The 24,674-nt window shown below is 54.9% G+C and carries 26 protein-coding genes; 14 read left to right on the top strand and 12 right to left on the bottom strand.

Translation table 11 applies throughout. The features are described from left to right. Positions 1 to 11 precede the first annotated feature (11 nt). From QOL67_RS18540 to pcaF, 3 genes are read right to left on the bottom strand one after another with little or no spacing between them, the layout of a single operon-like run. Positions 12 to 470, bottom strand: coding sequence for a YfbM family protein (locus tag QOL67_RS18540; protein WP_283427476.1), 459 nt, complete (start codon positions 468 to 470; stop codon positions 12 to 14). Positions 471 to 480: 10 nt separating this feature from the next. After that, positions 481 to 1,473 (bottom strand): 1,2-phenylacetyl-CoA epoxidase subunit PaaA, encoded by a 993-nt coding sequence (gene paaA, locus QOL67_RS18545; protein WP_283427477.1) that lies wholly within the window; start codon positions 1,471 to 1,473, stop codon positions 481 to 483. Between the two features lie 29 nt (positions 1,474 to 1,502). After that, complete coding sequence (gene pcaF / locus QOL67_RS18550; protein ID WP_283427478.1) at positions 1,503 to 2,708, bottom strand: 3-oxoadipyl-CoA thiolase; 1,206 nt, start codon at positions 2,706 to 2,708, stop codon at positions 1,503 to 1,505. 540 nt (positions 2,709 to 3,248) lie between these two features. On the opposite strand from pcaF, the gene QOL67_RS18555 reads away from it, so the two are divergent. From QOL67_RS18555 to QOL67_RS18595, 9 genes are all read left to right on the top strand, one after another. After that, entirely contained in the window at positions 3,249 to 3,764 is a 516-nt protein-coding gene (locus tag QOL67_RS18555; protein ID WP_283427479.1) for a ferredoxin-type protein NapF, read from the top strand. Positions 3,765 to 3,772: 8 nt separating this feature from the next. Beyond that, on the top strand, positions 3,773 to 4,003 hold the full coding sequence (locus QOL67_RS18560; protein ID WP_283427480.1) for a chaperone NapD: 231 nt from the start codon (positions 3,773 to 3,775) through the stop codon (positions 4,001 to 4,003). 12 nt (positions 4,004 to 4,015) lie between these two features. After that, positions 4,016 to 6,505: a nitrate reductase catalytic subunit NapA gene (napA, locus tag QOL67_RS18565; protein ID WP_283427481.1), complete on the top strand. Its 2,490-nt coding sequence runs from the start codon at positions 4,016 to 4,018 to the stop codon at positions 6,503 to 6,505. A gap of 35 nt (positions 6,506 to 6,540) precedes the next feature. After that, on the top strand, positions 6,541 to 7,371 hold the full coding sequence (gene napG / locus QOL67_RS18570) for a ferredoxin-type protein NapG (RefSeq protein WP_283427482.1): 831 nt from the start codon (positions 6,541 to 6,543) through the stop codon (positions 7,369 to 7,371). Then, positions 7,368 to 8,288: a quinol dehydrogenase ferredoxin subunit NapH gene (napH, locus tag QOL67_RS18575; protein WP_283427483.1), complete on the top strand. Its 921-nt coding sequence runs from the start codon at positions 7,368 to 7,370 to the stop codon at positions 8,286 to 8,288. The genes napG and napH overlap by 4 nt, the downstream gene beginning before the upstream one ends. Before the next feature lie 20 nt (positions 8,289 to 8,308). Continuing rightward, the gene (locus QOL67_RS18580) at positions 8,309 to 8,743 is read left to right on the top strand and encodes a nitrate reductase cytochrome c-type subunit (RefSeq protein ID WP_283427484.1); all 435 of its coding nucleotides are present in this window, start codon (positions 8,309 to 8,311) and stop codon (positions 8,741 to 8,743) included. A 23-nt stretch (positions 8,744 to 8,766) separates the two neighbouring features. Continuing rightward, positions 8,767 to 9,480 carry a NapC/NirT family cytochrome c gene (locus QOL67_RS18585; RefSeq protein WP_283427485.1) on the top strand — a complete coding sequence of 238 codons (714 nt, stop codon included), beginning with the start codon at positions 8,767 to 8,769 and terminating at the stop codon, positions 9,478 to 9,480. Between the two features lie 468 nt (positions 9,481 to 9,948). Then, entirely contained in the window at positions 9,949 to 10,785 is an 837-nt protein-coding gene (locus QOL67_RS18590; RefSeq protein WP_283427486.1) for a YihY/virulence factor BrkB family protein, read from the top strand. A gap of 84 nt (positions 10,786 to 10,869) precedes the next feature. Next, positions 10,870 to 12,471 (top strand): AMP-binding protein, encoded by a 1,602-nt coding sequence (locus QOL67_RS18595; RefSeq protein WP_283427487.1) that lies wholly within the window; start codon positions 10,870 to 10,872, stop codon positions 12,469 to 12,471. 6 nt (positions 12,472 to 12,477) lie between these two features. On the opposite strand, the gene QOL67_RS18600 is transcribed toward QOL67_RS18595, so the two are convergent. The 5 genes from QOL67_RS18600 to QOL67_RS18620 all read right to left on the bottom strand — a co-directional run bounded on the left by QOL67_RS18600 (position 12,478) and on the right by QOL67_RS18620 (position 15,965). Next, on the bottom strand, positions 12,478 to 12,699 hold the full coding sequence (locus QOL67_RS18600) for an N-(5'-phosphoribosyl)anthranilate isomerase (RefSeq protein ID WP_283427488.1): 222 nt from the start codon (positions 12,697 to 12,699) through the stop codon (positions 12,478 to 12,480). A gap of 161 nt (positions 12,700 to 12,860) precedes the next feature. Further along, positions 12,861 to 13,448 (bottom strand): TetR/AcrR family transcriptional regulator, encoded by a 588-nt coding sequence (locus QOL67_RS18605; protein ID WP_283427489.1) that lies wholly within the window; start codon positions 13,446 to 13,448, stop codon positions 12,861 to 12,863. Positions 13,449 to 13,630: 182 nt separating this feature from the next. After that, positions 13,631 to 14,707 (bottom strand): methyltetrahydrofolate cobalamin methyltransferase, encoded by a 1,077-nt coding sequence (locus tag QOL67_RS18610; protein WP_283427490.1) that lies wholly within the window; start codon positions 14,705 to 14,707, stop codon positions 13,631 to 13,633. 11 nt (positions 14,708 to 14,718) lie between these two features. Further along, entirely contained in the window at positions 14,719 to 15,642 is a 924-nt protein-coding gene (locus QOL67_RS18615; protein WP_283427491.1) for a methylenetetrahydrofolate reductase, read from the bottom strand. A 26-nt stretch (positions 15,643 to 15,668) separates the two neighbouring features. Then, entirely contained in the window at positions 15,669 to 15,965 is a 297-nt protein-coding gene (locus tag QOL67_RS18620) for a virulence factor (protein WP_283427492.1), read from the bottom strand. A gap of 282 nt (positions 15,966 to 16,247) precedes the next feature. On the opposite strand from QOL67_RS18620, the gene QOL67_RS18625 reads away from it, so the two are divergent. After that, a complete protein-coding gene (locus tag QOL67_RS18625; protein WP_283427493.1) occupies positions 16,248 to 17,360 on the top strand; it encodes a Ppx/GppA phosphatase family protein in 1,113 nt (370 codons plus the stop codon). A 70-nt stretch (positions 17,361 to 17,430) separates the two neighbouring features. Continuing rightward, complete coding sequence (locus tag QOL67_RS18630) at positions 17,431 to 18,147, top strand: RlmE family RNA methyltransferase (protein ID WP_283427494.1); 717 nt, start codon at positions 17,431 to 17,433, stop codon at positions 18,145 to 18,147. 3 nt (positions 18,148 to 18,150) lie between these two features. Here QOL67_RS18630 and QOL67_RS18635 read toward each other — a convergent pair whose 3' ends face one another. Together QOL67_RS18635 and QOL67_RS18640 are read right to left on the bottom strand one after the other, a co-directional pair. Next, positions 18,151 to 18,381 carry a hypothetical protein gene (locus tag QOL67_RS18635; RefSeq protein ID WP_283427495.1) on the bottom strand — a complete coding sequence of 77 codons (231 nt, stop codon included), beginning with the start codon at positions 18,379 to 18,381 and terminating at the stop codon, positions 18,151 to 18,153. 119 nt (positions 18,382 to 18,500) lie between these two features. Next, positions 18,501 to 19,406 carry a lysophospholipid acyltransferase family protein gene (locus QOL67_RS18640; protein ID WP_283427496.1) on the bottom strand — a complete coding sequence of 302 codons (906 nt, stop codon included), beginning with the start codon at positions 19,404 to 19,406 and terminating at the stop codon, positions 18,501 to 18,503. Positions 19,407 to 19,620: 214 nt separating this feature from the next. Here QOL67_RS18640 and QOL67_RS18645 point away from each other — a divergent pair, with 214 nt between their 5' ends. Continuing rightward, a complete protein-coding gene (locus tag QOL67_RS18645; protein ID WP_283427497.1) occupies positions 19,621 to 20,325 on the top strand; it encodes an acylneuraminate cytidylyltransferase family protein in 705 nt (234 codons plus the stop codon). On the opposite strand, the gene QOL67_RS18650 is transcribed toward QOL67_RS18645, so the two are convergent. Then, the gene (locus tag QOL67_RS18650) at positions 20,322 to 21,650 is read right to left on the bottom strand and encodes a 3-deoxy-D-manno-octulosonic acid transferase (protein WP_283427498.1); all 1,329 of its coding nucleotides are present in this window, start codon (positions 21,648 to 21,650) and stop codon (positions 20,322 to 20,324) included. The two genes, QOL67_RS18645 and QOL67_RS18650, sit on opposite strands and share 4 nt — an antisense overlap. 56 nt (positions 21,651 to 21,706) lie before the next feature. Then, positions 21,707 to 22,846 (bottom strand): UDP-N-acetylglucosamine 2-epimerase, encoded by a 1,140-nt coding sequence (neuC, locus tag QOL67_RS18655; RefSeq protein ID WP_283427499.1) that lies wholly within the window; start codon positions 22,844 to 22,846, stop codon positions 21,707 to 21,709. A gap of 210 nt (positions 22,847 to 23,056) precedes the next feature. Between neuC and QOL67_RS18660 the strand changes: the two genes are divergently transcribed. Continuing rightward, positions 23,057 to 23,830 (top strand): hypothetical protein, encoded by a 774-nt coding sequence (locus QOL67_RS18660; protein WP_283427500.1) that lies wholly within the window; start codon positions 23,057 to 23,059, stop codon positions 23,828 to 23,830. Between the two features lie 7 nt (positions 23,831 to 23,837). Continuing rightward, positions 23,838 to 24,656, top strand: a complete 819-nt coding sequence (locus QOL67_RS18665; protein ID WP_283427501.1) for a glycosyltransferase family 2 protein — start codon at positions 23,838 to 23,840, stop codon at positions 24,654 to 24,656. Positions 24,657 to 24,674 lie beyond the last annotated feature (18 nt).

A 24,674-nucleotide genomic window follows, 5' to 3' on the forward strand; every position in this document is an offset into this window, starting at 1 on the left:
GTGGGGTTTCCTTACAAGATTACAGTGAGCAAGGCGCGGCCACGATCGGCAGCTTCCTTTGTGAACTCACGAAGTTGTTGGTAAGTTTCTACAACGAAGTGTTTGTCATCTGGGTTTTTTCGGTCCCAAATCGGTGGATAGATGTTGTTTCGGGCCAAGTCGTCGAAACTGAATTTCTGGGCGAATTTGTCCTTCGAAATGGTCTGGAGTTGCTCAAGAAACGTTTTCACCGCTCCTGAGCTGATTGCTAGAGCAGGGCCATACCCCCAGTCATCGCCGATTGGGTCGCCGCTTCTAAGCGCTGAAAAGGTGCTTTGGCCAAAGTTGGGCAACATATGGTCAAGAGCAGCCCACTCCTTCTCTAGCTCCAGAGCATTCTCACCATAGAGGTTCTCGCGGAGGAAATTATTCACTTGCTCCGCGGAAAGCTGGTCTTCGGGGACCGCAAAAACTTGCATTGTCATGCTCATCGCGGCGCCCTTATTCTGCTGCGACCTTGCGGGCGCGTTTCTTTTCGGCGTGCGCCATCAGGCCGTCGCGCACCCAAGCGCCATCGTCCCAAGCTTTCACACGGTCTTTCAAGCGGTCGACGTTGCAGGGACCATTGCCCTTGATCACGTCAAAGAACTCGGACCAATCAGGGTCAGAGAAGTCATAGTGGCCACGCTCCTCGTTCCATTTGATGCCGGGATCCGGCAGCTCAAGGCCGAGATATTCGATCTGCGGTATGGTTTGGTCGACAAATTGCTGGCGCAGTTCGTCGTTGGATTTGACCTTGATTTTCCAAGCCATGGATTGCTCGGAGTGGGTGCTTTCGCTGTCGTTGGGACCAAACATCATGATGGCTGGGAACCAGAGGCGGTTGACCGCATCCTGAGCCATTTTCTTCTGCTCAGGTGAGCCAAAGGCCATTTTCATAATGGCATGATAGCCCTGGCGTGCGTGGAAGCTCTCTTCTTTGCAGATGCGGATCATCGCGCGGGAGTAGGGGCCATAAGACGTTCGTTGCAGTGCCACTTGGTTGACGATGGCTGCGCCATCCACCAGCCAGCCCACCGCGCCGATGTCAGCCCAGTTCAGCGTAGGATAGTTGAAGATCGAGGAGTATTTCATGCGCCCTTCGTGCAAAAGGCGCACCAGCTCGTCGCGGCTTTCCCCCAGCGTTTCGGCGGCAGAATAGAGATAGAGGCCGTGGCCGGCCTCGTCCTGAACCTTGGCAAGCAGAATGGCTTTGCGTTCCAACGTTGGGGCGCGTGTGATCCAGTTGCCCTCGGGCAGCTGACCAACAACCTCGGAATGTGCGTGCTGACCCATTTGGCGGATCAGTGTTGCGCGGTAGTCGTCCGGCATCCAATCCTGCGGTTCGATCTTGATGTCACGGTCGACCTTGTCCTGAAAGGCGCGTTCTTGATCGGTCATTTCCTCACGGGATTTGACGCCAGAACGCGCGGTTTTGATCATCTGTGCATACATTGGGGTTCCTCCTCAGGCTGTGGGGTGCCTTAGACCCGTTCAAGAATAAGTGCTGTGCCTTGGCCAACGCCAACACACATGGTGCACAGCGCGAAGCGGCCGCCAGTGCGTTGAAGTTGATAGGCCGCGGACATGACAATCCGGGCCCCGGACATGCCAAGCGGGTGGCCGATGGCAATTGCGCCGCCTTGGGCATTTACATGGGGGGCGTCGTCCGCCACGCCAAGTTCACGCAGGGAGGCGAGGCCCTGAGCGGCAAAGGCTTCGTTCAATTCTATCACATCCATCTGCTCAACGCTGAGCCCAGTACGGGCGAGCACTTTGCGGGTGGCGGGGACCGGGCCGATGCCCATCACACGTGGCTCGACACCTGCGGCGGCCATGCCCACGACACGTGCCAGTGGGGTCAGCCCGTTTTTGGCGGCGGCGGCTTCGGTGGCCATCAGGATCGCGGCGGCGCCGTCGTTCACACCGGACGCATTGCCTGCGGTGACCGAAAGGTCGGGCCCGTTTACGCCACGCAGTTTGGCCAGTTTGTCCACACCGGTGCCGGGGCGGGGGTGCTCGTCGGTGTCGACAACAAGATCATCACCTTTGCGCTGTGGAATGGTGACTGGCGTGATTTCGTCGGCGAAGTATCCAGCCTCATGAGCCGCGGCCCAGCGCGCTTGTGAGCGGGCGGCAAAGGCGTCTTGATCTGCGCGGTTGATATTGTAGTCAGCGGCGACGTTGTCGGCGGTTTGTGGCATGCTATCAACACCATACATCGCCTGCATCTTCTTATTTACGAACCGCCAGCCAATTGTGGTGTCAAAAATTTCGTTGGCGCGGGTGAATGCTGCGGTTGCCTTGGGCATCACAAACGGGGCACGCGACATGCTTTCCACACCGCCGGCAATTGCCATGTCGTAGTCCCCGGCGCGCAAGCCGCGTGAGGCCATGCCAACTGCGTCCATGCCAGAAGCACACAGGCGGTTGATGGTGGTGCCAGGCACCTCTGATGGGAGACCAGCGAGCAGGGCAGCCATTCGGGCGACGTTGCGGTTGTCTTCGCCAGCCTGGTTGGCGGACCCATAGATCACGTCGTCAATGGAGGCCCAATCAACTTGCGGATTGCGGGCCACCAGCGCCGCAATTGGAGCTGCCGCGAGATCGTCCGTACGGACGGAGGAGAGCGCGCCACCGTAGCGGCCAATTGGAGTGCGTGTTGCATCGCAGATGAAGGCTTCGGTCATGTTGTCTCCGTTGATAGTCGTTCGGTCCTGTTCGCATTAGCCGACCGTGTGGTTGGGATATCGGTTCGTCTGATTCGATGCAAATAAAATGTTACTAATGAAACGAGATATCAGAGATTGAGTAACGTTATGGCTGTGCGGCGGGATGTCTTCCAGTGCGCCGGTTCAGTTATAAGTGACAGCACAAAAGGGGCAATTTCCAGTGATCTCACCAAAGGACGGAAGGCACAGTCAAGGCGTCCCGTTTCATGTTCAAAAGGGATTTTGGGTAAAAGATGCACGTCGAAAACACATTTCAAAAAACGCATGTGAATTGAAAGGGATCGGCAATCTCAACGGCACTTTTGGTGGCTGAAGAGAGTTTGATTTTTTTGAAAATATCGCTCTTTGACCAAAATCAATTACAGGGCATGATCTATATCAAAGTCGGTTTTGAATTTTCCATTAAAAGTGCCATCGCGAACAAGATGGACACAGGTAACTAGAGTTGGCGTGTACGTGACTATTGAGACGACACATTCGCCCAAAAGACGAGCATTCTTGAGGGGCCACTTTGACGAAGAAGGCATTCTGCGCGCGCCCGGTGCGTTAGACATGTCGCTCTTTGTTGAGGCGTGCACACGCTGCGGTGATTGTGCGGCACACTGCCCGCAAGCGATTATCACGGCTGACGTCGACGGTTTTCCAATGGTGGATGTCAGCGCGCGCGGCTGCACGTTTTGCGGTGTCTGTTCTGATGTCTGTGACGCTGGCGCAATCCTCGCGTCAGATTCATGGCTTTACCGCCCAACTGTGGCGGACACCTGTCTCTCCAAACAAGGCGTCACCTGTCGTGCCTGCGAAGATCATTGTGAAGAGAGCGCGATCCGGTTCCGTCTGATGACGGGAGGGCGCTCTGCACCTCTTATCGACCCCGAAATCTGTTCTGGATGTGGCGCCTGTGTTGCGCCTTGCCCATCTGATGCCATCACCGTTGGGCGCGTTGCGTCCCAATTGACTGCGAGCTCAACCCAAGCCAGCGAGACCGACGTATGTACAATATCTGCGGATGCCTAGTCCACGCGATGCCCGAAAAAGTGCCAGAGGTGCAAGCGGCCATTGAGACTTCTGAGGGATGTGAAGTGCACGCCCAAGAAGATGGTCGCATTGTGGTCACCGTCGAAGACACCGACAACCGGCGCGCGTCTGAAATCATTATGGACATGCACCAGATCCCCGGCGTGATCACTGTCACGCTGACTTATCATCATTTTGAACCAAGCGGCGCTGATGCGGCCGCAACTACAGCGCTCTAAGGAGGACCAGCCATGACATTGCCAACGTCCCGTCGCACATTTTTGAAGTCGACCGCCGCCGCCGCCACGGCCTCAGCAGCAGGCATTACATTGCCAAAAGAAGCAGAGGCCCAAGTGGGTACACCTGATATCCGTTGGGACAAGGCGCCTTGCCGTTTCTGCGGCACCGGTTGTTCGGTACTGGTAGGAACCAAGGACGGCCGTGTGGTCGCCACCCAGGGTGACCCCAAAGCACCGGTGAACCGGGGCTTGAACTGTATCAAAGGCTACTTCCTGTCCAAGATCATGTACGGTGAGGACCGCCTCACCACGCCACTGCTGCGCAAAACCAATGGTCAGTATGACAAAGAAGGCGAATTCACCCCAGTGAGCTGGGAAGAAGCTTTCGACATTATGGCGGTCAAGTTTAAGGATGCCCTGAAAGAAAAAGGCCCAACCGGTATTGGCATGTTTGGGTCTGGCCAGTGGACCGTTTGGGAAGGCTATGCTGCTTCCAAGCTCATGAAAGCAGGCTTCCTGTCCAACAATATCGATCCAAACGCGCGCCACTGTATGGCGTCTGCGGTTGTGGGCTTTATGCGCGCCTTTGGCATTGATGAGCCGATGGGCTGTTATGACGACCTTGAGCACGCCGACACATTTGTGCTCTGGGGCTCCAACATGGCAGAGATGCACCCAATTCTTTGGTCGCGCCTGACAGACACCCGTTTGACAAAGCCCGGTGCGGAAGTACACGTGCTCTCAACATTTGAGCACCGGTCGTTTGAACTGGCTGACAACGGCATGATCTTCACGCCTCAGACCGATCTCGCAATCCTGAACTATATCGCCAACTACATCATCGAAAATGATGCGGTGAACTGGGACTTTGTAAATGAGAAGGTGAACTTCACCAAAGCTGTCACGGACATCGGCTATGGCCTTCGTGATGAGCATCCGCTGCAACAAGCCGCGGAAAACCCAAACAATGGCGGCCTCGAGAAAATCGATTTTGAGGCCTACAAGGATTATGTCTCTGAATACACACTAGAAAAAACCAGTGAGATTTCTGGTGTGTCAGAAAATGCGCTGCTGCGTCTGGCGCAACAATATGCCGACCCTGATCGCAAGGTGATGTCGCTTTGGACAATGGGCTTCAACCAACACACACGCGGGTCCTGGGTAAACGGCTTGATGTACAATGTGCACCTGTTGACCGGAAAAATCTCTGAGCCTGGCAACTCGCCATTCTCGCTGACAGGTCAGCCATCCGCCTGTGGTACCGCTCGTGAAGTGGGCACCTTTGCCCACCGTCTGCCAGCGGACATGGTTGTGGCCAATGATGAGCACCGTGCCATTTCTGAGAAGAAGTGGAAGCTGCCAGCGGGTATTCTCAATGCCAAGGTTGGTTCGCACGCAGTGCAGCAAAACCGCGACCTGAAAGATGGCAAGATCAATGCTTATTGGGTGCAATGTAACAACAACATGCAGGCTGCACCTAATATCAACGAAGAAGGCTTCCCGGGCTATCGCAACCCGGACAACTTCATTGTTGTGTCGGACCCGTATCCAACCGTGACCACAATGGCGGCGGATTTGATCCTGCCAACTGCCATGTGGGTGGAGAAAGAAGGCGCCTACGGCAACGCGGAACGTCGGACCCAGTTCTGGCGTCAGCAAGTGGATGCGCCGGGTGATGCAAAATCCGACCTTTGGCAGTTGATGGAATTCTCCAAACGCTTCACCACCAATGAGGTGTGGCCGGAGGAGATTTTGGCCGCCAACCCTGAGTACAAAGACAAAACCTTGTTTGAAGTGCTCTTTGGAAATGGCCAGGTGGACAAATATGGTCTGGATGAGCGTCAGGAAGGTTTTGCCAACGATGAATCCGAACACTTCGGCTTCTACGTGCAAAAGGGACTCTTTGAAGAGTACGCCAGCTTTGGCCGCGGCAAAGCCCACGATCTGGCTGATTTTGACGTCTATCACAAGGCTCGAGGTCTGCGCTGGCCCGTCGTGGATGGCAAAGAGACGCTTTATCGCTTCCGTGAGGGCTACGACTCCTACGTGAAAGAAGGCGAGGGCGTGAAGTTCTACGGCAAGCCCGACGGTCGTGCCAACATCATCTTTGCGCCCTATGAGCCGCCAGCGGAAAGCCCGGATGAGGACTTCAACTTGTGGCTTGTGACTGGTCGTGTGCTTGAGCATTGGCATTCTGGGTCGATGACACGCCGTGTGCCAGAATTGCACCGCGCGTACCCCTACGCTCAGGTGTTTATGCATCCTGAGGACGCCAAAGAACGCGGTCTGCGTCGTGGACAAGAGATCACCATCTCTACGCGTCGCGGTGACATGCAGAGCCGGGTGGAAACCCGAGGACGCAACAAGATGCCAAGAGGCGTGGTGTTTGTGCCATGGTTTGATGAAGGCCAGCTGATCAACAAGCTGACTTTGGACGCCACTTGCCCGCTCTCCAAAGAGACCGACTTCAAAAAATGTGCCTGTAAGGTTGAGCGCGCCTAAGCGCTCCTCCCCTTAGGTATTTGAAAGTTAGAGCCATGTCCGCCACGTCGACACAGCCAAAGAGTCCGGCCCGTCGCCGCTTCCTTCAGGATGCGGCGCGCGGAACGGCTGGCTGTGCGGTGGCGGGCATGTCCTTGGCGTGGTTTGTTCAGGATGCGCGGGCCTTGCCAGATCGGGCCATTCGCCCGCCCGGGGCTTTGCCCGAGGATGATTTTCTGGCGGCCTGCATTCGCTGCGGCCTCTGTGTGCGGGATTGCCCCTATGACACGCTGGTGCTCGCCGAACTGGGCATAGATGGTGCCGCCACCGGCACGCCGTTTTTTACGGCCCGCGATGTTCCTTGTGAGATGTGTGAGGATATTCCGTGTGTTGTGGCTTGCCCGACCGGCGCGCTGGACCACGAATTGACCGATATTGACGACAGCCGTATGGGGCTTGCGGTTCTGATTGATCAGGAAAACTGCCTGAACGCTTTGGGCTTGCGCTGCGACGTTTGTTACCGCGTGTGTCCGGTTATTGATGAGGCGATTACTTTGGAACGCCGCCACAATGAGCGTTCCGGCCACCATGCAATCTTTATGCCGGTGGTGCATTCGGACCACTGCACCGGCTGTGGCAAGTGTGAAAAGTCCTGCGTCTTGCCGGGCGAGGCCGCGATCAAAGTTTTGCCCATTCGTGTGGCGCAGGCTGATCAGGCGGAACATTACAAACGCAGTTGGGATGAGAACACTCCACTGGTGGATGAGATCATTGATCTGCCAGATCGCCTGCCAGGAACAGGCACAGATAATCTTGCTGCACCAGGGGGTTTTGAGCCGACCTTCAAGTTGCCGCAAGGCGCAACAACGGGAGGTGTTGGTCAATGAGTGACAAGACAGCACTGCCTGTTGGTGCAGAAGCGATCCGCGATAAAGGTTATTGGCTAGCATACAGGTTTCTGATCCTGCGCCGTCTCAGCCAGTCATTTTTTCTAAGCTTGTTTTTGCTGGGCCCTTGGTTTGGCATTTGGTGGGTGAAAGGCAATCTGAGCGGGTCTCTGACCTTCAACGTTTTGCCACTGACCGATCCGTTCATTTCGCTGCAAAGCATTGTGGCGGGGCACTGGCCTGAAATGACAGCGCTCATTGGCGCGCTCATCGTTGGCGCGGTCTATGCGCTCATTGGCGGGCGAGTCTATTGCAGCTGGGTGTGCCCAATCAATCCAGTGACGGATGCGGCCAGCTGGCTACACCGCAAGCTCGATCTGCCCAAAGGATGGCAGCCAAAACGCGGTACCAAGTACTTCATGCTGGCCATGGTGCTGGGCGTGAGTGTGCTCACTGGCACAGTGGCCTGGGAGTTTGTGAACCCGATTTCCATGCTGCATCGCGGTCTGATCTTTGGAGTTGGCTTTGCTTGGGCGCTGGTGATTGGCGTGTTCCTATTTGATCTTGTTTTGGCTCGCCGCGGCTGGTGTGGCCATCTATGCCCGGTTGGAGCCTTTTATGGCCTGTTGGGCGGCAAATCCCTGTTGCGGGTCTCGGCGCTAGAGCGCGCGGCCTGTGACGATTGCATGGACTGCTTTGCGGTCTGTCCGGAAATGCAGGTGATTACCCCTGCGCTGCGCGGCAAGGATGCGGATAGCCCGTTGATCCTGTCGCCGGATTGCACAAATTGTGGCCGTTGCATCGACGTGTGCTCGGTCAATGTATTCCACTTTACCCATCGATTTGACGAGACGCCCGCGCCGGGGCGTGTCCGAGACCGAACCAACCCAGCGCCAAAGGTCGGCAAAGCCGCCTGAGAAGCTAAGGAGAAAGAAAGATGAAAAAACATCCCCTCATCAGCGCCCTGACGGCAGCCGCCATTGTTCTTGGCAGCGGGTTTGCTGTCGCGGATCAGGCCGGAAACGTAAAATCTCTGCGCAATGATCCCATTGACGCCACCAACCGGCTTGACGAAGTGCTGCACCAGCAGTCCGGCCGCGTGGCGCGCAATTATCGTCAGCAGCCACCTTTGATCCCGCATACCGTGGATCAGTATCAGATCGATCTGAGCGCCAACCAATGTTTGGCCTGCCATGACTGGACCAAAGCGGGCGAACGCGGTGCACCAACCCTTTCGATGACCCATTATCAGGGCCGAGATGGCGAGCAACTAGACGAAGTGGCCGGCACCCGTTGGTTCTGTAACCAATGTCACGTGCCACAAGCCAATGCGCCAGCGCTGGTCGAAAACGAATTTGAATCGTCCAACTAACGTCTGGAAGAGGGAAGGTAGCCATGTCTGATCAAGGCAACAAAACCGGCAAAAAGCCGGGCTTCATACGCCGCACCTGGTCCACGTTGTGGTCTCCGACGTCGGCATTTTCGCTGGGCGCCTTGCTGTTTGGCGGGTTTCTGGCCGGTATCCTGTTTTGGGGTGGGTTTCACTGGTCGCTTGAGCTGACCAACACGGAAGAGTTCTGTGTGTCCTGCCATGAGATGGAGCGTAACTACGAAGAATACACGGAAACGGTTCACTACAACAACCGCTCCGGTGTGCGCGCGACCTGTCCGGATTGTCACGTGCCGAAACAATGGCAGCACAAAATTAAGGCCAAAATTCTCGCGTCTAAGGATCTCTACCACACGGTAATGGGTACCATCGATACAGACGAGAAGTATGATGAACATCGCCTATCGATGGCCTCTGCGTCCTGGAAAAAAATGAAGAAAAGCGACAGCCGGGAGTGCCGTAACTGTCATAAGTTCAACTATATGGACTTCACAGTTCAAGAAAACCGGGCCGCATCACAGCACCAGTTGGCGTTGGATGAAGGCAAGACCTGTATCGATTGCCACCAGGGCATCGCGCACCGTCTTCCTGCGGATTATCTAAAAGCGTATGAAGATGTGACCGCTGAGCTGGACGGTGAGATTGTGGTGCCGGAAAACCCGGGGCGTGACGTTGCCACGGCCGGCAGCGAGATCAAGGGCTATCTGGCGTCTAACTGAGCCAACAATCTATTCGACTGAATGATGAGAGCGTCTCCAATGGAGACGCTCTTTTTTGTTGTTGTAACGTAAAGCGCCGGCGCTCATCTCTGAGCTACCGGCGCTGGCCTTGAGTTCCGTGAGTGGTCTGGCTTGGGCTCAGACTGGCGCGCCACATCAAGGCTAATGTCTTGCGCCGACAACCAACTCCAACAGGGAGGGAGGGAGTGAAGTTGGTCGTTGTGGTCGCACCGCTCAAGGGAGGGAGGAAAGCGGCGCGGGTCTTCTGGAGGAGGTGTGCGGCGTTGTCCCCAGGCCGCTTCGTCCTCTGTGATACTGATATGGGACAGGGGTAAATAATTCCTTTTGGAGTTTCGGAATAATCCTTGTGAATTTGCGCCAAATTTTAGCGATCAAGCCTGCTGCCCTTATCCTGCTTGACCTCATACAGTGGTTTGGCCGACAAAAGCGTAAGAGAGGCGGGCACTTATGGGAAATTTGGTTAACAGCTTGCGGACGGCGGTGGTGCGGTTTAACGGAAAAAACGGCTTTATGCGAAGCTCGCATTTGACGTTGTCATTTGTGTTTGCGCTGTTCCCATTCTGCCTTTTCGCTCTCTCACTGGCAGGGGTGTTGAGTCCCAAGGCGCAGGTGGATGATATTATCGATTTTGCGATTGGGGCTTGGCCGGATGCCATTGCGGGACCAATCGAAAGCGAGTTGCGTGCGGTTTTGCAGGCGGGCAGCTCGACGCTTACTTTGGGTGCCGTACTGGCGATTGTGTTTGCATCAAATGGCGTAGATGCCATTCGGCTGGTGATCACCGATGCTTATCGAGACACGGATCCGCGCCCGTTTTGGAAGGTGCGTGCCTTGGCGATTTTATTTGTGGTCGCGGGCAGCGCGCTCTTTACTGCCGCTGGCGTGGTCAGTGTGCTGGTGCCTGTGGTCATCCATTTCTTTGGCGATTTGGTGCCGTGGTTGGATCAATCCATTCTGAGCAATGATGAGTTTCGCCAAGGTGTCATTTTTGCGGTGACGACGTTTTTCCTGTACGCCTGCCACAGGTGGCTGCCAGGAGTGCCTCATAAGGCAAAGAGCCTTTGGCCTGGCATTCTTCTCTGTCTCGGGCTGTGGTTTGTCGCGTCTAAGGTTTTCACTTTCTACATCAGTAGTTTCTCGACCTATTCTGTGACCTACGCTGGGCTCGCCGGCATTATGTCGGCCTTGGTGTACCTTTACCTAATGTCGGCCATTTTTGTCTTGGGCGCTGAGTTCAACGGCCAGCTAATGGAGGAAGCCCGCAACAGAGGTGAAACCGTATAACTACGACCTACGGTACGTCACTCTTGTTGTTGATGCGGCTTTGCCGTTGGGTGTTTTCTGTCGTGGAGAAGAGGAGATATTGCGATGGTTGAGACCATTGGTGCGTTGTTTGACGCGCGTGCTAAAGCGTTTGGCGGTCATTGTTTTTTGCAAGTTCCTGAAAATTCGGAACGGTCCTATCATCCGGATGGATTTGTGTGTTCCTACACCGAAGCCGCAACCGTGGTTGCCGGTATGGAGGCAAAGTTTTCCGCCGCGGGATATGGTCATGGCCACCGTATCGCAGTGTTGCTGGAAAACCGGCCGGAGATGCTGCTGATCAAACTGGCGTTGGCCAAACGTGGGATAAGTTGGGTGCCTGTGAACCCGGATTACCGTCCAGCGGAAGTGGCATATCTGTTGCAGGATAGCGCTGCGGATTTGGCGCTGGTGGCACCTGAATTGGCGGATTTGATGGCGGCTGGCATCGCGGAGAGTGGATTGGACGTGCTTACTGTTGTCGTGACGGAGACGCTGCCGGATCTGCCAAACTCTGCTGGGCCTGCGCCGTCTGACCTACCGGTAAGCGGATCCACAGAAGCCAGTTTGATCTATACCTCAGGCACGACAGGGCGTCCCAAAGGCTGCATTATGAGCCACGCATATGAAGTGGAGATGGGCCAGTGGTATGCCACTCGTGGCGGGCTGATCCAGTTTGAGGCTGGTGTGACCAAAGTCTATTGCCCCTTACCGCTGTTTCATGTGAACGCGGCCATCTTGTTGTTTATGGCGGTGATTGAAACCGGCAGTACACACATCATTCCTGAGCGGTTCCGGGCACGCGCCTGGTGGCGGGAATTGGCGGAAACCGGGGCCACGGCAGCGCATTACCTTGGTATCATTATTCCCGCCTTGATGAACCGTGACCAAGAAGACTGGGAACAAAAACATCAGGTTAAGTGGGCCGTTGGGGCAGGGGTGGAACCCACCCTACATAGGCCATTTGAGGAGCGCTTCGGATTTCCACTGATTGAAGTTTGGGGCATGACGGAAATGTGCCGGATGTTGGCTGATTGTCACGAGCCGCGCAGCATCGACACCCGTGCCATGGGGCGGCCGCAGCCCGGATTAGATGTGCGGGTGGTGGATGAGCAGGACAGTGAGGTGCCACGCGGAGCACCAGGCGAGATGACTTTGCGATATAGTGAAGGCACCCCGAGGCGGGGCGCGTTCTCTGGCTATTTGAACCTGCCGGAGGCCACGGAAGAGGCATGGCGTGGGGGGTGGTTTCACACCGGCGACACGGTGGTCATGGATGAAACCGACATGGTCACCTTTGTAGATCGCAAGAAAAACATCATCCGGCGGTCGGGTGAAAACATCGCCGCAGCAGAAATTGAGGCTTGTTTGCAGGATCATCCGGCAGTGGATCGGGTTGCTGTTGTCGCGGTTGAGGACGCGATGCGGGACGAAGAAGTCATGGCCTGTGTTCAGGTTCTTGGAGAGGCTGACGAAACGCTTGCCCAGCAGTTGTTTGACTGGAGCTTTGCCCGATTGGCCTATTACAAAGCGCCTGGCTGGATCCGGTTTATGGTGGATATTCCGGTGACTGGCACACAGAAGATCCAGAAGCACAGCCTGTTTGGCGACCAAGAAACAGAAACGGACGGCGCATTTGATTTCAGGGCAAAAAAGAAGCGCAGCTGACCCGGCTCAGCAAATGATGCGGAACGGGCTGGTGGTGCAAAGGATGATGTAATCGCGATCGGTTTCAATGAGATGCCAGCCACGTTTGCGCACTGCCAACTCCAACGCCGCCCGGCCGCATTCGGCCTCTACATCCTGTATGCGGCGACGCACAGCGCCAGCTTCGCCCGATTTGAACGAAGAAAACACTTGATCCAGCCAATTTTGGCCGGTGGTCGTATGTGACAAAGTGGCCTGCATTTCAATACTGTGTCGGTAAGGTGGTGAATCTAGCGTTAAGATTTCCGATAAAGTTGCGTGGTTTTTAACGTCGGTGTTGGCCAAATTGGATAAAACACTGCCATTGACGACTGGTAAGTTTCTCACCTGCCCAACTGGTAAGGCACGGATTACTCGCTTTCCAAAAAGGCTTTGAGTTGTGTGGCCACGGCTTTTTGACGGGCCGCCTTCAGATCATCGCTGTCTTGCGTGCGTAGAAAGGTGGCCAGAGCCTCCTCAGACATTAAAAGATACTGTGCGCTGCCCATTACCCCGTAAAGACCAAGGAGTAATTCCATGTCAGTGGCGTTTTTCTTTGCTTGCACAGCCCGCGCCAAACCCAACAAGGTTTTCAGGTAGGGTTTGAGCGGGGCAAGGCCAGTGTCTGTTGCGCTGTCTAGGAGGTTGCGCTGGATAAGGCGTGCGTCTTGCATTTTATCGGTGCCGCCGTCGAGGAGGTCTTGAAAATGCAGGATAAGGCGCAGTTTGGGGGAAACGTCCGGGGTGTCGCTTAAGGAGGCCAGAAGCCTGTCAGTAAGGGCTTTGAGCACGGCATTATAGAGCGCGGTTTTGGTCCCGAAATGATGCAGGATCGCCTGTTTCGTAACCCCAGCCGTTTTCGCTAGAGCCGCCAAGCTCAGCCCATGGTACCCTTTAGAGGCAAAACCTTCGGTGGCCAATGTGATGTAACGGGCGCGGGCGGGTGAGGGCTGTGACATCGGGTTGGTCCTACAGAGCTCTGTTTCTTGAAGGCAGCTTACCGAGTGGTAGGCGACTTGCCAATTGGTAAGACATATTTACAAGGCAAGTGCTGACCAAACGGTAAACACGACTGAGGCGCTGAGTGGAACAAAAAAGGGCGGAGAAAATCTCCGCCCCTGTGCTTAGTCTGCCCGAACAATTATGCGCGGCGACGGCGGCCACCACCGCGCCGCCCACGGCCGCCTTCGCCAGCAGCGGCAGGTGGTTTGTTGAACCGGATCCACTCCGCGCCACCGTCGTCGTTGTTGGTCAGGAAGTTGGCAGCGCGAATGGCCTCCATCTCTTTACCAGCCAATGCCTTTGTGGAGCCAAAGCCGAACATTTTGCAAAATGCTTCGTCGTCCATGCCTTCGGGCAACACGATGCCTGCGGCGGCTACTTCAGCTTTTTTCTCGGCCAGTTTCTTTGGACCAACTGGCAGGGCAATTGGGTTCATGATTGCGCTGGTCATGCCCGCACCCATGGCCATTGGCAGGAAGGCATTGTTGATGCCGTGGCGGTTGGGAAGACCAAAGGAGATGTTGGAGGCGCCACAAGTTGTGTTCACACCCAGCTCATCGCGTAGGCGCCGCACAAGTGTGAAAACTTGCAAGCCGGCTGTTCCCATGGCACCAATTGGCATCACCAGAGGGTCAACCACGATGTCATGTGCAGGAATGCCAAAGTCAGCGGCGCGTTCGACGATTTTTTTGGCGACAGCAAAGCGCACGTCCGGGTCCTCGGAAATGCCGGTGTCGTCATTGGAAATGGCCACCACTGGCACGTTGTACTTTTTGACCAACGGCAGAACAATTTCGAGGCGTTCTTCTTCGCCAGTGACGGAGTTCAAAAGCGGACGACCCTTGGCCGCTTCTAGCCCAGCTTCCAGCGCGCCTGGCACGGAGCTGTCGATACACAAGGGGCAGTCGGTGACTTCTTGTACTTTTTCGACCAACTGGCGCATCAAATCCGGTTCAACAAAGTTGTTGTCAGCGTAGCGCGGATCTTCCGCCATTTTGTTGGAGAACACCGCGCCGGAATTGATGTCGAGCACGGTTGCGCCAGCCGCGACCTGGGCCAATGCATCCGCTTGAACGCGAGAAAAATCGCCGACTTCCAATTCCGCGTTCAGGATTTTGCGGCCGGTCGGGTTGATGCGTTCACCAATGACGCAAAACGGTTCGTCGAAACCCATGATCGCAGTTTTTGAGTTTGATTCTATAACGGTACGGGTCATAATTAATCCTGTCAGACTTTGGCTGGTTGCGCAGAGGCGCCGCCATTATTGATGGCCCAGTTGGCATTGGTTTTGATGCCGCCAAGAGGGAAGAAATGCACCGAGTCGATATTGAACTCGGGGTTGGCTGCTTTGTGGTTGGCCAGCTGTGTTAGTACGTCGGTTGGCTCATAAGGCAGCAGCAGTTTGGAAACATCCATCGCGCGTTTTTGCAGTACCTTAAGGGAAGGTCCAACACCACAGGCGATGGCGAATTTGATCAGTGTTTGCAGTTTAGCTGGCCCGGCGATTCCAATGTGGATTGGAATATCAATACCCGCCGCTTTCACTTCGTTTGCCCAGTCGATAATCGGTGCCGCTTCAAAGGCAAACTGCGTCGCAATAGCCATTTTGGCATCACTGCGCTGAGAGAAGTCCTGTTTCCACTGCAGTGCGGCGTCAACATTGGCGGAGCCACCGGAGGGATCGATGTCTTTGTTGCCTTCCGGGTGTCCCGCAACGTGCAGACGTTCAAAACCTGCTTTGTCAAACAGACCGGTCTCCAGCAGTTGCATGGAGTCTGCGAAGTCACCCTGCGGTTCAGACACACCTCCTGCCAGCATAAGCCCCTGTTTGACGTCAGCCTCCCCTTGATACATGGCAATCCAGTTTTCCAGGGTGGCCTTGTCTTTGATGATGCGCGCCGGGAAATGCGGCATGACTTCATAGCCTTGGGCGGCAACGCGGCGGGCGGTGTCAACCATCTCCTCAATGGGGGTGCCGTCGATATGCGCGATATAGACGCGCGTGCCCGCTGGCAGCAGCGCGCGGAAATCATCCACCTTCGCAGCTGTTCTGGGCATAACCTCGATGGAATAGCCTTGCAGAAAGGCCTCCATTTCCGGCGATGCGGTTTTGACCTCCTCGGTCTTGCGCTTAAAGTTCAACAAAGCCATTGCGGCCTCCCAAAAAGAGGGGCGTGTCACGCCCAGCCTTCATTGTTGATCATGTCCTTGATGCGGGCCTGATCAAACTCTGCCTCCAGCCGGGCCACCTCATTTTCGAGGACAGCCTGCGGCTCTCCCTCCACCGGATATGGATCCCCCTTGCGCCATTCTGCCAGATAGGCGTCTGTGTCAGACGCACCAATCTTCATCGCCGCACGGTCGATGGCCTGTTCAAAGCGTTCGGCCAAAGGTTTTTTTGCGCCGCGGCGCCCTTTGCCCACAATCACTTGAGCAGGAATATCGCGCCAGTAGACAATGGTGACATCAGGCATTGGGGTGATTCCTCCGGTATCGGTCCCTCATTCCTAGGGCAGGGGTTGCGACCGCTTTGGCTCATTTTCGACAATAGGACAGCGTAACGCGACCTTGGGGTTTGTTGTGGCTGCTTTGTAGCGAGAGGCAGCCCTGCTTGGCTATGGGGCGCGCCGTGAATTCTTTGCATGAAGAAGATGAGTGGCAGCGGCAGGACATGTGTGTGATTGACGGCGAAACGGGATTGCGCGGGGCAGGGGGACACACTACGTTGAAGGTAACACGAAATGGAGGGCGTTACGATGGCGCCCAAGCGTCCCAAAGGTGCGGGCGCATTCCCTAAACCGGTTGAGAGCCCCGCGCCGAAACCGCCTGATCCCAGCTCGCTTTATGCGGCGCTGGATCTGGGCACGAACAGTTGTCGCATGTTGATTGCCCAGCCGAAGGGTAGTCAAATTCATGTGGTGGACAGCTTTAGCAAGTCTGTCCAGTTGGGTTCGGGGCTGGAAAGCACTGGCCGGCTTTCGCGTGGGTCCATGCGCCGTACGATTCAGGCGATGCGCATCTGTCAGCAAAAACTGAAGCGCCATAAAGTTAAAAGCATGCGACTTGTCGCGACGGAGGCCTGTCGTCGGGCCAAAAATGCGCGTGAGTTTGTGCGTCAGGTGAAACGGGAAACTGGCCTACAGTTGGAAATTATCCAGCCTGAGGAAGAAGCGCGTTTGGCGGTGATTTCCTGCGCTCCCTTGGTGAGCACCAAGACAGAACAGTTGCTGGTGGTGGACATTGGCGGCGGCTCAACCGAGTTGGTGTGGATGGATCTGACGTCTGTGCCTCCGATCGAAAGGGCGCGGGCCATTATGCGTTTGCGCAGCGGGTTTCACTCTGTCGACAGCCCGTTTCCGGCCGCCAAGGTGGTTGACTGGATTTCGGTTCCTTTGGGGGTGGCCACACTGCGCGATCAGTTTCGCGATGTGGAAGATGACTCCGCGCGATTTGCATTGATGAGTTGGTTCTTTGAAGAGAATCTCAGTGAATTTGCCCCATACAAAGATGCGCCACCCAGCGAAGGGTTTCAGATCATCGGCACCAGCGGCACAGTGACCACTGTGGCCGCCAGCCACCTTGGATTGCGCCGCTACGATCGCACAAAAGTGGATGGGCTGCGCATGACCAGCGAGCAGATCGATAAGGTCATTCGCGGCTATCTTGATCTTGGACCCAAGGGACGACGTGCAGATCCACGCATTGGACAAGATCGGCAAGCTTTGATAATGAGCGGCTCTGCAATTTTGCAGGCTCTGCTGCGATGTTGGCCAACGGATAGGCTTTCGGTTGCAGATCGGGGACTGCGCGAAGGATTGCTTTATGCGCAGATGAGTGCGGATGGAGTGCTTGAGGACGGACCGTTTTAAAGGCGGTTTCGCTTGTGACTCTTGCAGAAATGACTAGAAGGCTTTGTTTCAAAGCAACGTGGTGACGGAAATGGCCAAGAAACCTACCGGTAAAAATACTTCGGGACGTGGGCAGCGGGATTTGACCATCAAGGTTAAGTCGGCGCGCGGTCGTAAGCTGTCCAGCACCCGTTGGCTGCAACGTCAACTGAATGATCCTTATGTGGCGCGGGCCAAAGCCGAAGGGTATCGCGGTCGTGCGGCGTATAAGATCATGGAAGTAGATGACAAATTCCGCTTTTTGGTTCCGGGTGCTCGGGTTGTCGACTTGGGTTGTGCGCCAGGCGGGTGGCTGCAAGTGGCGGTTCCACGTATCAATGCTCTTGGCGAAAAATCCGGTAAAAAGGTTGGCACGCTTTTGGGCATTGATCTGCAAGAGGTTGAGACCGTTGCTGGTGCCGAAATCCATGTTCTTGATTTTATGGATGAAGGCGCTGACGATCAGGTCAAAGAATGGCTTGGCGGCAAGGCGGATGTGGTCATGAGTGACATGGCGGCGTCAAGTTCCGGGCACAAGCAGACAGACCACCTCAAGATTATGGCGCTGTGTGAAACGGCCGCCTATTTCGCGTTCGATGTGCTGGATGAAGGCGGTACGTTTGTGGCGAAAGTGCTGGCAGGTGGTGCGGAAGGTGAATTGCAGAAGCTGTTGAAGCAAAAATTCACCAAAGTTGCCAACGTAAAGCCACCGAGCAGCCGGTCTGACAGCTCGGAGAAGTTTGTGGTTGCGACGGGTTTCCGCGGTTAACGGTCAGCTGGCACGACGCAGAGAATTGGAGGCTGACTTCAGCATCTGATTGGCGTTGAATTCAAATTCAACTTCCAGTTTCTCAGGCTGTTTGGCTTGGATTGGGCGCTTTGGCTCAACGCGCACCACGTCAGCAGGCGGATTTATGGCCGAAAGATTCTTTTGGCGGATCAGCTCAAACAAACGAGCGTGACGAGATGGCTGTGCAGTCACACCTTGAGGCGCGTGATACATTGGATGTCTCCTTGGGCAGCTATGTGTGGCCCGAAATGTGCAGAAGGCCACTCATAAGCTATGTCTGCCGCCTGTGGTCAAAGTGGCGCGCAAATGTGGAGATTTTGGGGAAATGTGCGTCAGTTGCCGCGCGCACGGTCCTCAGGTGTGTCATTACCCGCATCGCGCCAGCGGTTGTGGGTCCACATCCATTGACCTGGGTTTCGACGCACTTGCGCTTCAAGGCTGTTGTTTAGCAGTTGGGTCATTTGCTGTGCATTTGTGTGCGGAATGGGCGCTTCTGTTTCGATGACAAAGCCGCCATCGGCTTGACGGATAGCGTAGCAGGGTATGAGATCAACTTTGTACTTGAGTGCAAGTTCTGCTGCGGATTCTGCAGTGCGGGCAGGTTTGCCCATGAAATTGTAAACTGGCGCGTCATTGATCCGTTGATCATGGACAATGCCGACGAACCCGCCCCCACGTAGGTGCTTGAGCATGTTGGCCATTCCCCGACGTCCGCGTTCAAACATGGGTTCGCCAAAACTGGCCATCGCCGCCACGTAATGTTCATTAAAATACGGGTTGGACATGCGTTTATAAAGCACTCCAATCGGGATCCCGCGGGCCTGAAAAGAAACACGGACAGCAAGGTAATTGCCAAAGTGGCCTGTCACCAACATCGCACCTTTGCCGTCTTTATGGGCTTGCTCCAGTACAGCGTTGCCGGGGCCAACAATATCAGCCTTACTTGCCCGGGCTTGGAACTCGTCGCCGGAGTAGGTTTCCATCAGCATTCGGCCCATGGATTGTGCGACGTCGTGCATGATTTCTTCACGCTCTGACTTTGACAGCTCGGGCATCGCCAAATCAAGGTTGTCGCGAATACGCTGCCGGTTTCCGGATAGTGGCACAAGAACCCGATCCGCAAGCCAAGCGACAGTGTTCATGCGGGTGTCATACGGCAACTTTCGCATCAAAGACAGAAAGCCGCGAATAAGCGCATCGCTGACCTTGTGCCCAAAATTGGTCTTGGAAGTGCCCATGTACCTTTTATCCCGCATAATCAACGTCGGTTGCTGGCACGATACTTAGGTTTCGTTGGAGTTGGGTGCAAGCTGGATGCCGCAAATAGCGATTGCGTCACCGAAAGGTGCGTCGTAACACCATGTAAAACCATGTCGGCCCTTTAAGCGGGACTTTCCGATAAAACTCTGCGTAGTCGGTGCACTAGGCAGTGCGAGAGTAGGAGAAACAAACATGATCCTTGGACATATCGGAGTACGCAAAGGCTCCAAAGGCGTGCCTGGTAAAAATTTCCGAATGATCCAGGGCAAACCATTGGTCGATTGGTCTTTGGACATGTTGTTTGCACATCCGCAAGTTGATGCTGTTGTTGTGTCTACCGACGACGAGGAAATTTATGCGCATGCCGTGGCCAAAGGCGCGTTGGATATTGGTCTACGCCCCGCAGCCCTTGCGACTGACACGGCGCCCAAATGGGGCGTTTGGCAACATGCACTTGAGGCCAGCGAGCAGGCTTTGGGGCAAAAAGTGTCAGCGTTCTTGGATTTGGATTGCACCAACCCGCTTCGGGTGCCGGATGACATTACAGGTGCTCTGTCCCTGTTTGAATCGGATAAGCCGGATATGGTGATGAGTGTCTGTGAGGCGCGCAAAAACCCCTATTTCAATTTGGTTGAACCAGACGAAACCGGGGCGTTACAAGTCTCAAAGGTCCTGCCTGGTGGGGTTTGGGCACGTCAGTCGGCGCCCAAAGTTTACGAACACGTCGGCTGCGTCTATGTGGTTGCGCCAGAATATCTTTACAGCGCCAAAACCATTTACGAAGGCCGCGTGCTGCCATTCGAAATCCCCTCTATCCGTGGGTTTGATATCGATGAACCGCATGATTTTGGCTTGGTACAATACTTGCTTGGCGAATTGAACGCTGGACGTCTTTAGGCGCGGCTTCTTGCGGCGGCCATGGCGCTTGGCAGTGCGCGCATAAGTTTCTGTGTGCCACCAGCATGGTTTTCAAAAAATGCGTCGATAGTGACCTCGGATGGTGCAAACCCGTCCGCCAAGGCTTGAGCCAGAGCTGTCGCGTTTGATTTGGCGCAGGCAACCCCTGCGGCTTCAGCCTCAGCAAAAGGGTATTCGATTGTCCAAGTTTCCGGTCCTGTGATCACAGGCTTTTTGAGAGCCAGAGGCTCGATGATGTTGTGTGCACCAGCGGGCACAAAGCCCCCACCAACCACAGATTTGTCAGCCATGGAGAGGTAGAAATACATCTCTCCCAAACTGTCCCCCAAAAAGATGTCGGTCTGTATATCGAGCTTTGTGGTTGCAGTAATCGTGTCTGATGTGAGCACGTCGGGAAAGGTGGCAGACCGGCGCAGAACTCTGAACCCTTCGGACACCAACATGTCATTTATCTCGTCAAAGCGCTCTGGCCGGCGCGGGACATAGACAAACAAGGGTTTGGGTCCGGGTTTCGCCAACATTAACTTCATGGTCTCTATGTAAAGCGCATCTTCGCCTTCGACAGTGGATCCGAGTGTTATCACCGGTCTTGTTTCAGCGCCCAGCCAACTGCGCGCGACAGGTCCCGCAGCAATCAGAGCTGGCGGTATGGGTTGGTCAAAGCGCAGCTCGCCTGTGACGTGGATGTTTGGCACATTAACCGCCACAAATCTTTCTGCCTGTAAATCCGACTTCACAAAAGCTCCAGCAAACTGCGCCATGACGGCAGGGCGGAGACCAAAGGTTTTTTGATCTTTGACGATTGATTTGGATGGGTATTGGGCGTTGCACATAAAGAGTGGAATGCCCGCGCGTTTGCTGGCCATGACCATGCGTGGCCAAATTTCGATTTCCATGACCAAGCCAAATTTTGGCGAAAACGTTTTGAAGAACCCTTTAAAAGCCCAGGATGTTTCAAAAGGCACCCAGACAGTTTGTAACTGGCCAGTTGCAATAGCGTCGGCGAAGACTTTTTCTGTTTCCCGCCGCCCCGCTGGAGTGAACTGTGTCACCACAACTTTCTCACCCTGGTCTAGAAACGCCTGGATCATAGGCACAGCGCTGCGCAGCTCGCCAAGAGATACGGCGTGGACCCAGATGGCTTCAGTCATGGGCGTGTCGAAGCGGCCAAACCGCTCTTTTAGGTGCATGCCATATAGCGCGTCTTTGCGCGCGCGCCGCCGCAAATATATGATCACAAGTGGTAAAAAGAGATGCCACAACACAGACCACAACCCGAGAAAGGCGCGTAATTTCAGGGGCATGAGGAGTATCCTACGGTGAATTTGGCACGGCAAATGTTGTCACCAGATGTAACCGTCTATCCGATGTCGTGAAAGGCTTTTTGCAAACCTTGTGACCAGAAGCCATCGTCTTGCAGAATTTCGACAAACCGCTCCGCAGCGCGGCCTTCACCAAAACCAGTGTGGGGTACGTGATGATGGCCCCAGTTGTTTTTGAGAAAGCTGTCTATTGTCGACCGATCTTCGGCGGCGCAACTGGAAACGGAACTGGATTGCGCCCGGTTGGTTTGCCGCGTGCCGATATCAAGCGACGGCAACCCCAAAAACGGCGCCTCGCGTACACCAGCGGAAGAGTTGCCAATCATACAGGTTGCGTTTTTCATCAACTCAGAGAAGTGGTTGAAGCGCATTGATGGAAACTGTCGAAATCTGTCGGCTGGCAGCTTGTGCAGCACTGCAAAAATGTCTTCTGAACCGGGATCATTGTTCGGGGCAATCACCACAAAGTTGCGACCCGAAGCTTCTAGTGCGTCAAAAAGGGCATGTGCCTGTGCGCCCATGCTGGCCTGTTCTGAGGTCACCGGGTGGAATGTCACCAGTCCAAAATCATCAAAGGTGATGTCGTAATGTGCCTTGACCTCTTCCAATGTCACGCCGGACGACCCCGCGTGAAAATCCAACTCTGGTGAGCCAATCACGTGGATCGCGGTTTCCGGCTCGCCCATCGCCATCGCGCGGCGCTTGGCATCTTCAGAACTGACAAAATGGTGGCTGGCCAGCTTGGTATTACAGTGGCGATAGATCTCATCAATGGTCCCAGAGACTTCACCCCCTTCGATATGCGCGCAAGGAATGTAGTTGGTGGCTGCCACAAGTGCACCCGCCAGCGCCTCGATGCGGTCACCATGCACAACCACCAGATCAGGGCGGGTTTCGGTGACGTAGTCAGAGAAGCCAATTACCGTCTTGGCTAGAATGATATCCTGAGGATCATTGGGACGTTGATTGAGAAATTCATGTGTCGTGACGCCGGGCATGCGGTGCACTTCGATTTTGGTGCGCCCGTAGCGCTCCAACATGTGCATGCCGGTGATAAAGAAAGTGACATCAAAACCAGCGTCACGGGCGGAAATGGCAAGCGGTTCCAATTTGCCAAAATCAGCGCGCGTGCCCGTGAGAAACAGCAAGCTTTTCTTTTTGTCAGAAGATGTGACCACCGGTGACTCCCAGAACTGTTTGTGAGGTAGGGCAGGCCCGCTCACATCGCCTTTTGATACGTTTTCCAAGAATTTAGACGCGCAAGGAGGGGAAGACAATAGAGGGAAACGGGTGGCCAAATGCTGGACTTGTTGCCCAGCAATAGCTAGGTATTGGCTCATCGCAAAGCCATACATTTGCGCGATAAAACCTCTTGGAAAGGGCGATGAATGGATCGTGTCATTCTAACGATGAAGTGGGGCACGTTGTATTCTGCGGAGTACGTGAACGTGCTATTCAATGCGGCCAAAGCCAATATGGACGGTGACTTCACGTTTGTTTGCCTGACGGATGACGCTGAAGGCATTGATCCAGGCGTTGTGACACACCCGATTCCTGACATCGGTCTCCCGCAGAGCGCCTGGAAGGCCGGGGCTTGGCCAAAACTGACCGTGTTTTGCAGTGATCTATATGGCCTCAAAGGCCGGGCGTTGTTCATTGATTTGGATACTGTCATCTCTGGCGATCTTAGCGAAATGTTCGATTTCCCCGGAGCGTTTGTTTGCTTGGACTCTTGTCCATGGCGCTACAAATCCGGTCCTGCACGCACTGGCACAGGCATTTTTGCCTTTGAAATTGGGGGTGTCGGCGCAATTGTTGATCATTTTGTTGGTGATATGAGCCGGCTTTTGGCTGATTACGGCAATGAGCAGGATTTCCTTCACGGTGAATTTTCAAAGCTCGGTTTTGGAGAAATTCAGTACTGGCCAGATGACTGGTTGCAGAGTTTCAAATACCATTTGCGACAGCCGCTCATTCTTGACCGGATTTTGCAGCCCAGAGTGCCAACCGCCAAAATTCTATGTTTCCACGGCCGTCCGCGGCCAATTGATCTGATCGATCCACCTGTCGGCAACTGGGACAAGTTCCCGCACTATGGCCGCGGACAAGTTCCTTGGATGGTAGACTACTGGACCCGCTTTGGCGGAACGCTTAAGGACTGACGACCACATGACCCGTTTGGTGCTCTCTCTCACAACCATTCCGCCACGCTTCCCGTTTGTTGGAGATAATCTCGCGCATCTGTTGGAGCAAACAGCGGAGATTGACGCAATCAACCTCTACGTGGCGCGCAAATACAAACGGTTCGAGTATGACCTGACCGAATTGCCAAAGGTGCCAGAAGGTGTGAATTTGCGCATTATCGATGAGGATTTGGGGCCCGCGACTAAGGTTTTGCCGGCTGCCAAGGAATATCGCGGGCAAGATGTTCAAATTCTGTTTTGCGATGATGACAAGCTGTACGATGCAAGCTGGGCCCAACGATATGTAGACTCGGCCAAAGCGCATCCAGACTGCTGTATTTGTGAAGAAGGGGGCCAGCTAAGCGCCCCGCACTACGCCAATGACGGATGGCAAGGCGCGCGCAGGCCCAGGGCCGGTTTTATCCAGAAAAATCTCGCCTATCGGTTCAAGCGCGCGGCCTCTTTTGGAAAGTGGAAGCCGTCAAAGGCCAATCGGGCGGGTTACGTTGATATTCTGGAAGGCTGGGGTGGCGTTTTGGTGAGACCGGAGTTTTTTGACGACGCCTGCTATGAGATCCCAGATGTGCTTTGGACGGTGGATGATGTTTGGTTGTCCGGCTGTTTGGAGCGCCGTGGAATTCCTATTTGGTTGAACACCGAAAAGAAAATCCGTTCGATGGGACATGACGTGAACCTAAGAGATCAGTCGCTTGCTAAATTGATTCATGAAGGTCACGGCCGGGTTGAAGCCAACCGCGCTTGTATAAACTATTTCCGCGAGAACCACGGAATTTGGCAAGGCTAACACCGCGGCGGGGCGTGT

Source organism: Shimia sagamensis, assembly GCF_900182745.1.
GTDB lineage: Bacteria > Pseudomonadota > Alphaproteobacteria > Rhodobacterales > Rhodobacteraceae > Shimia > Shimia sagamensis.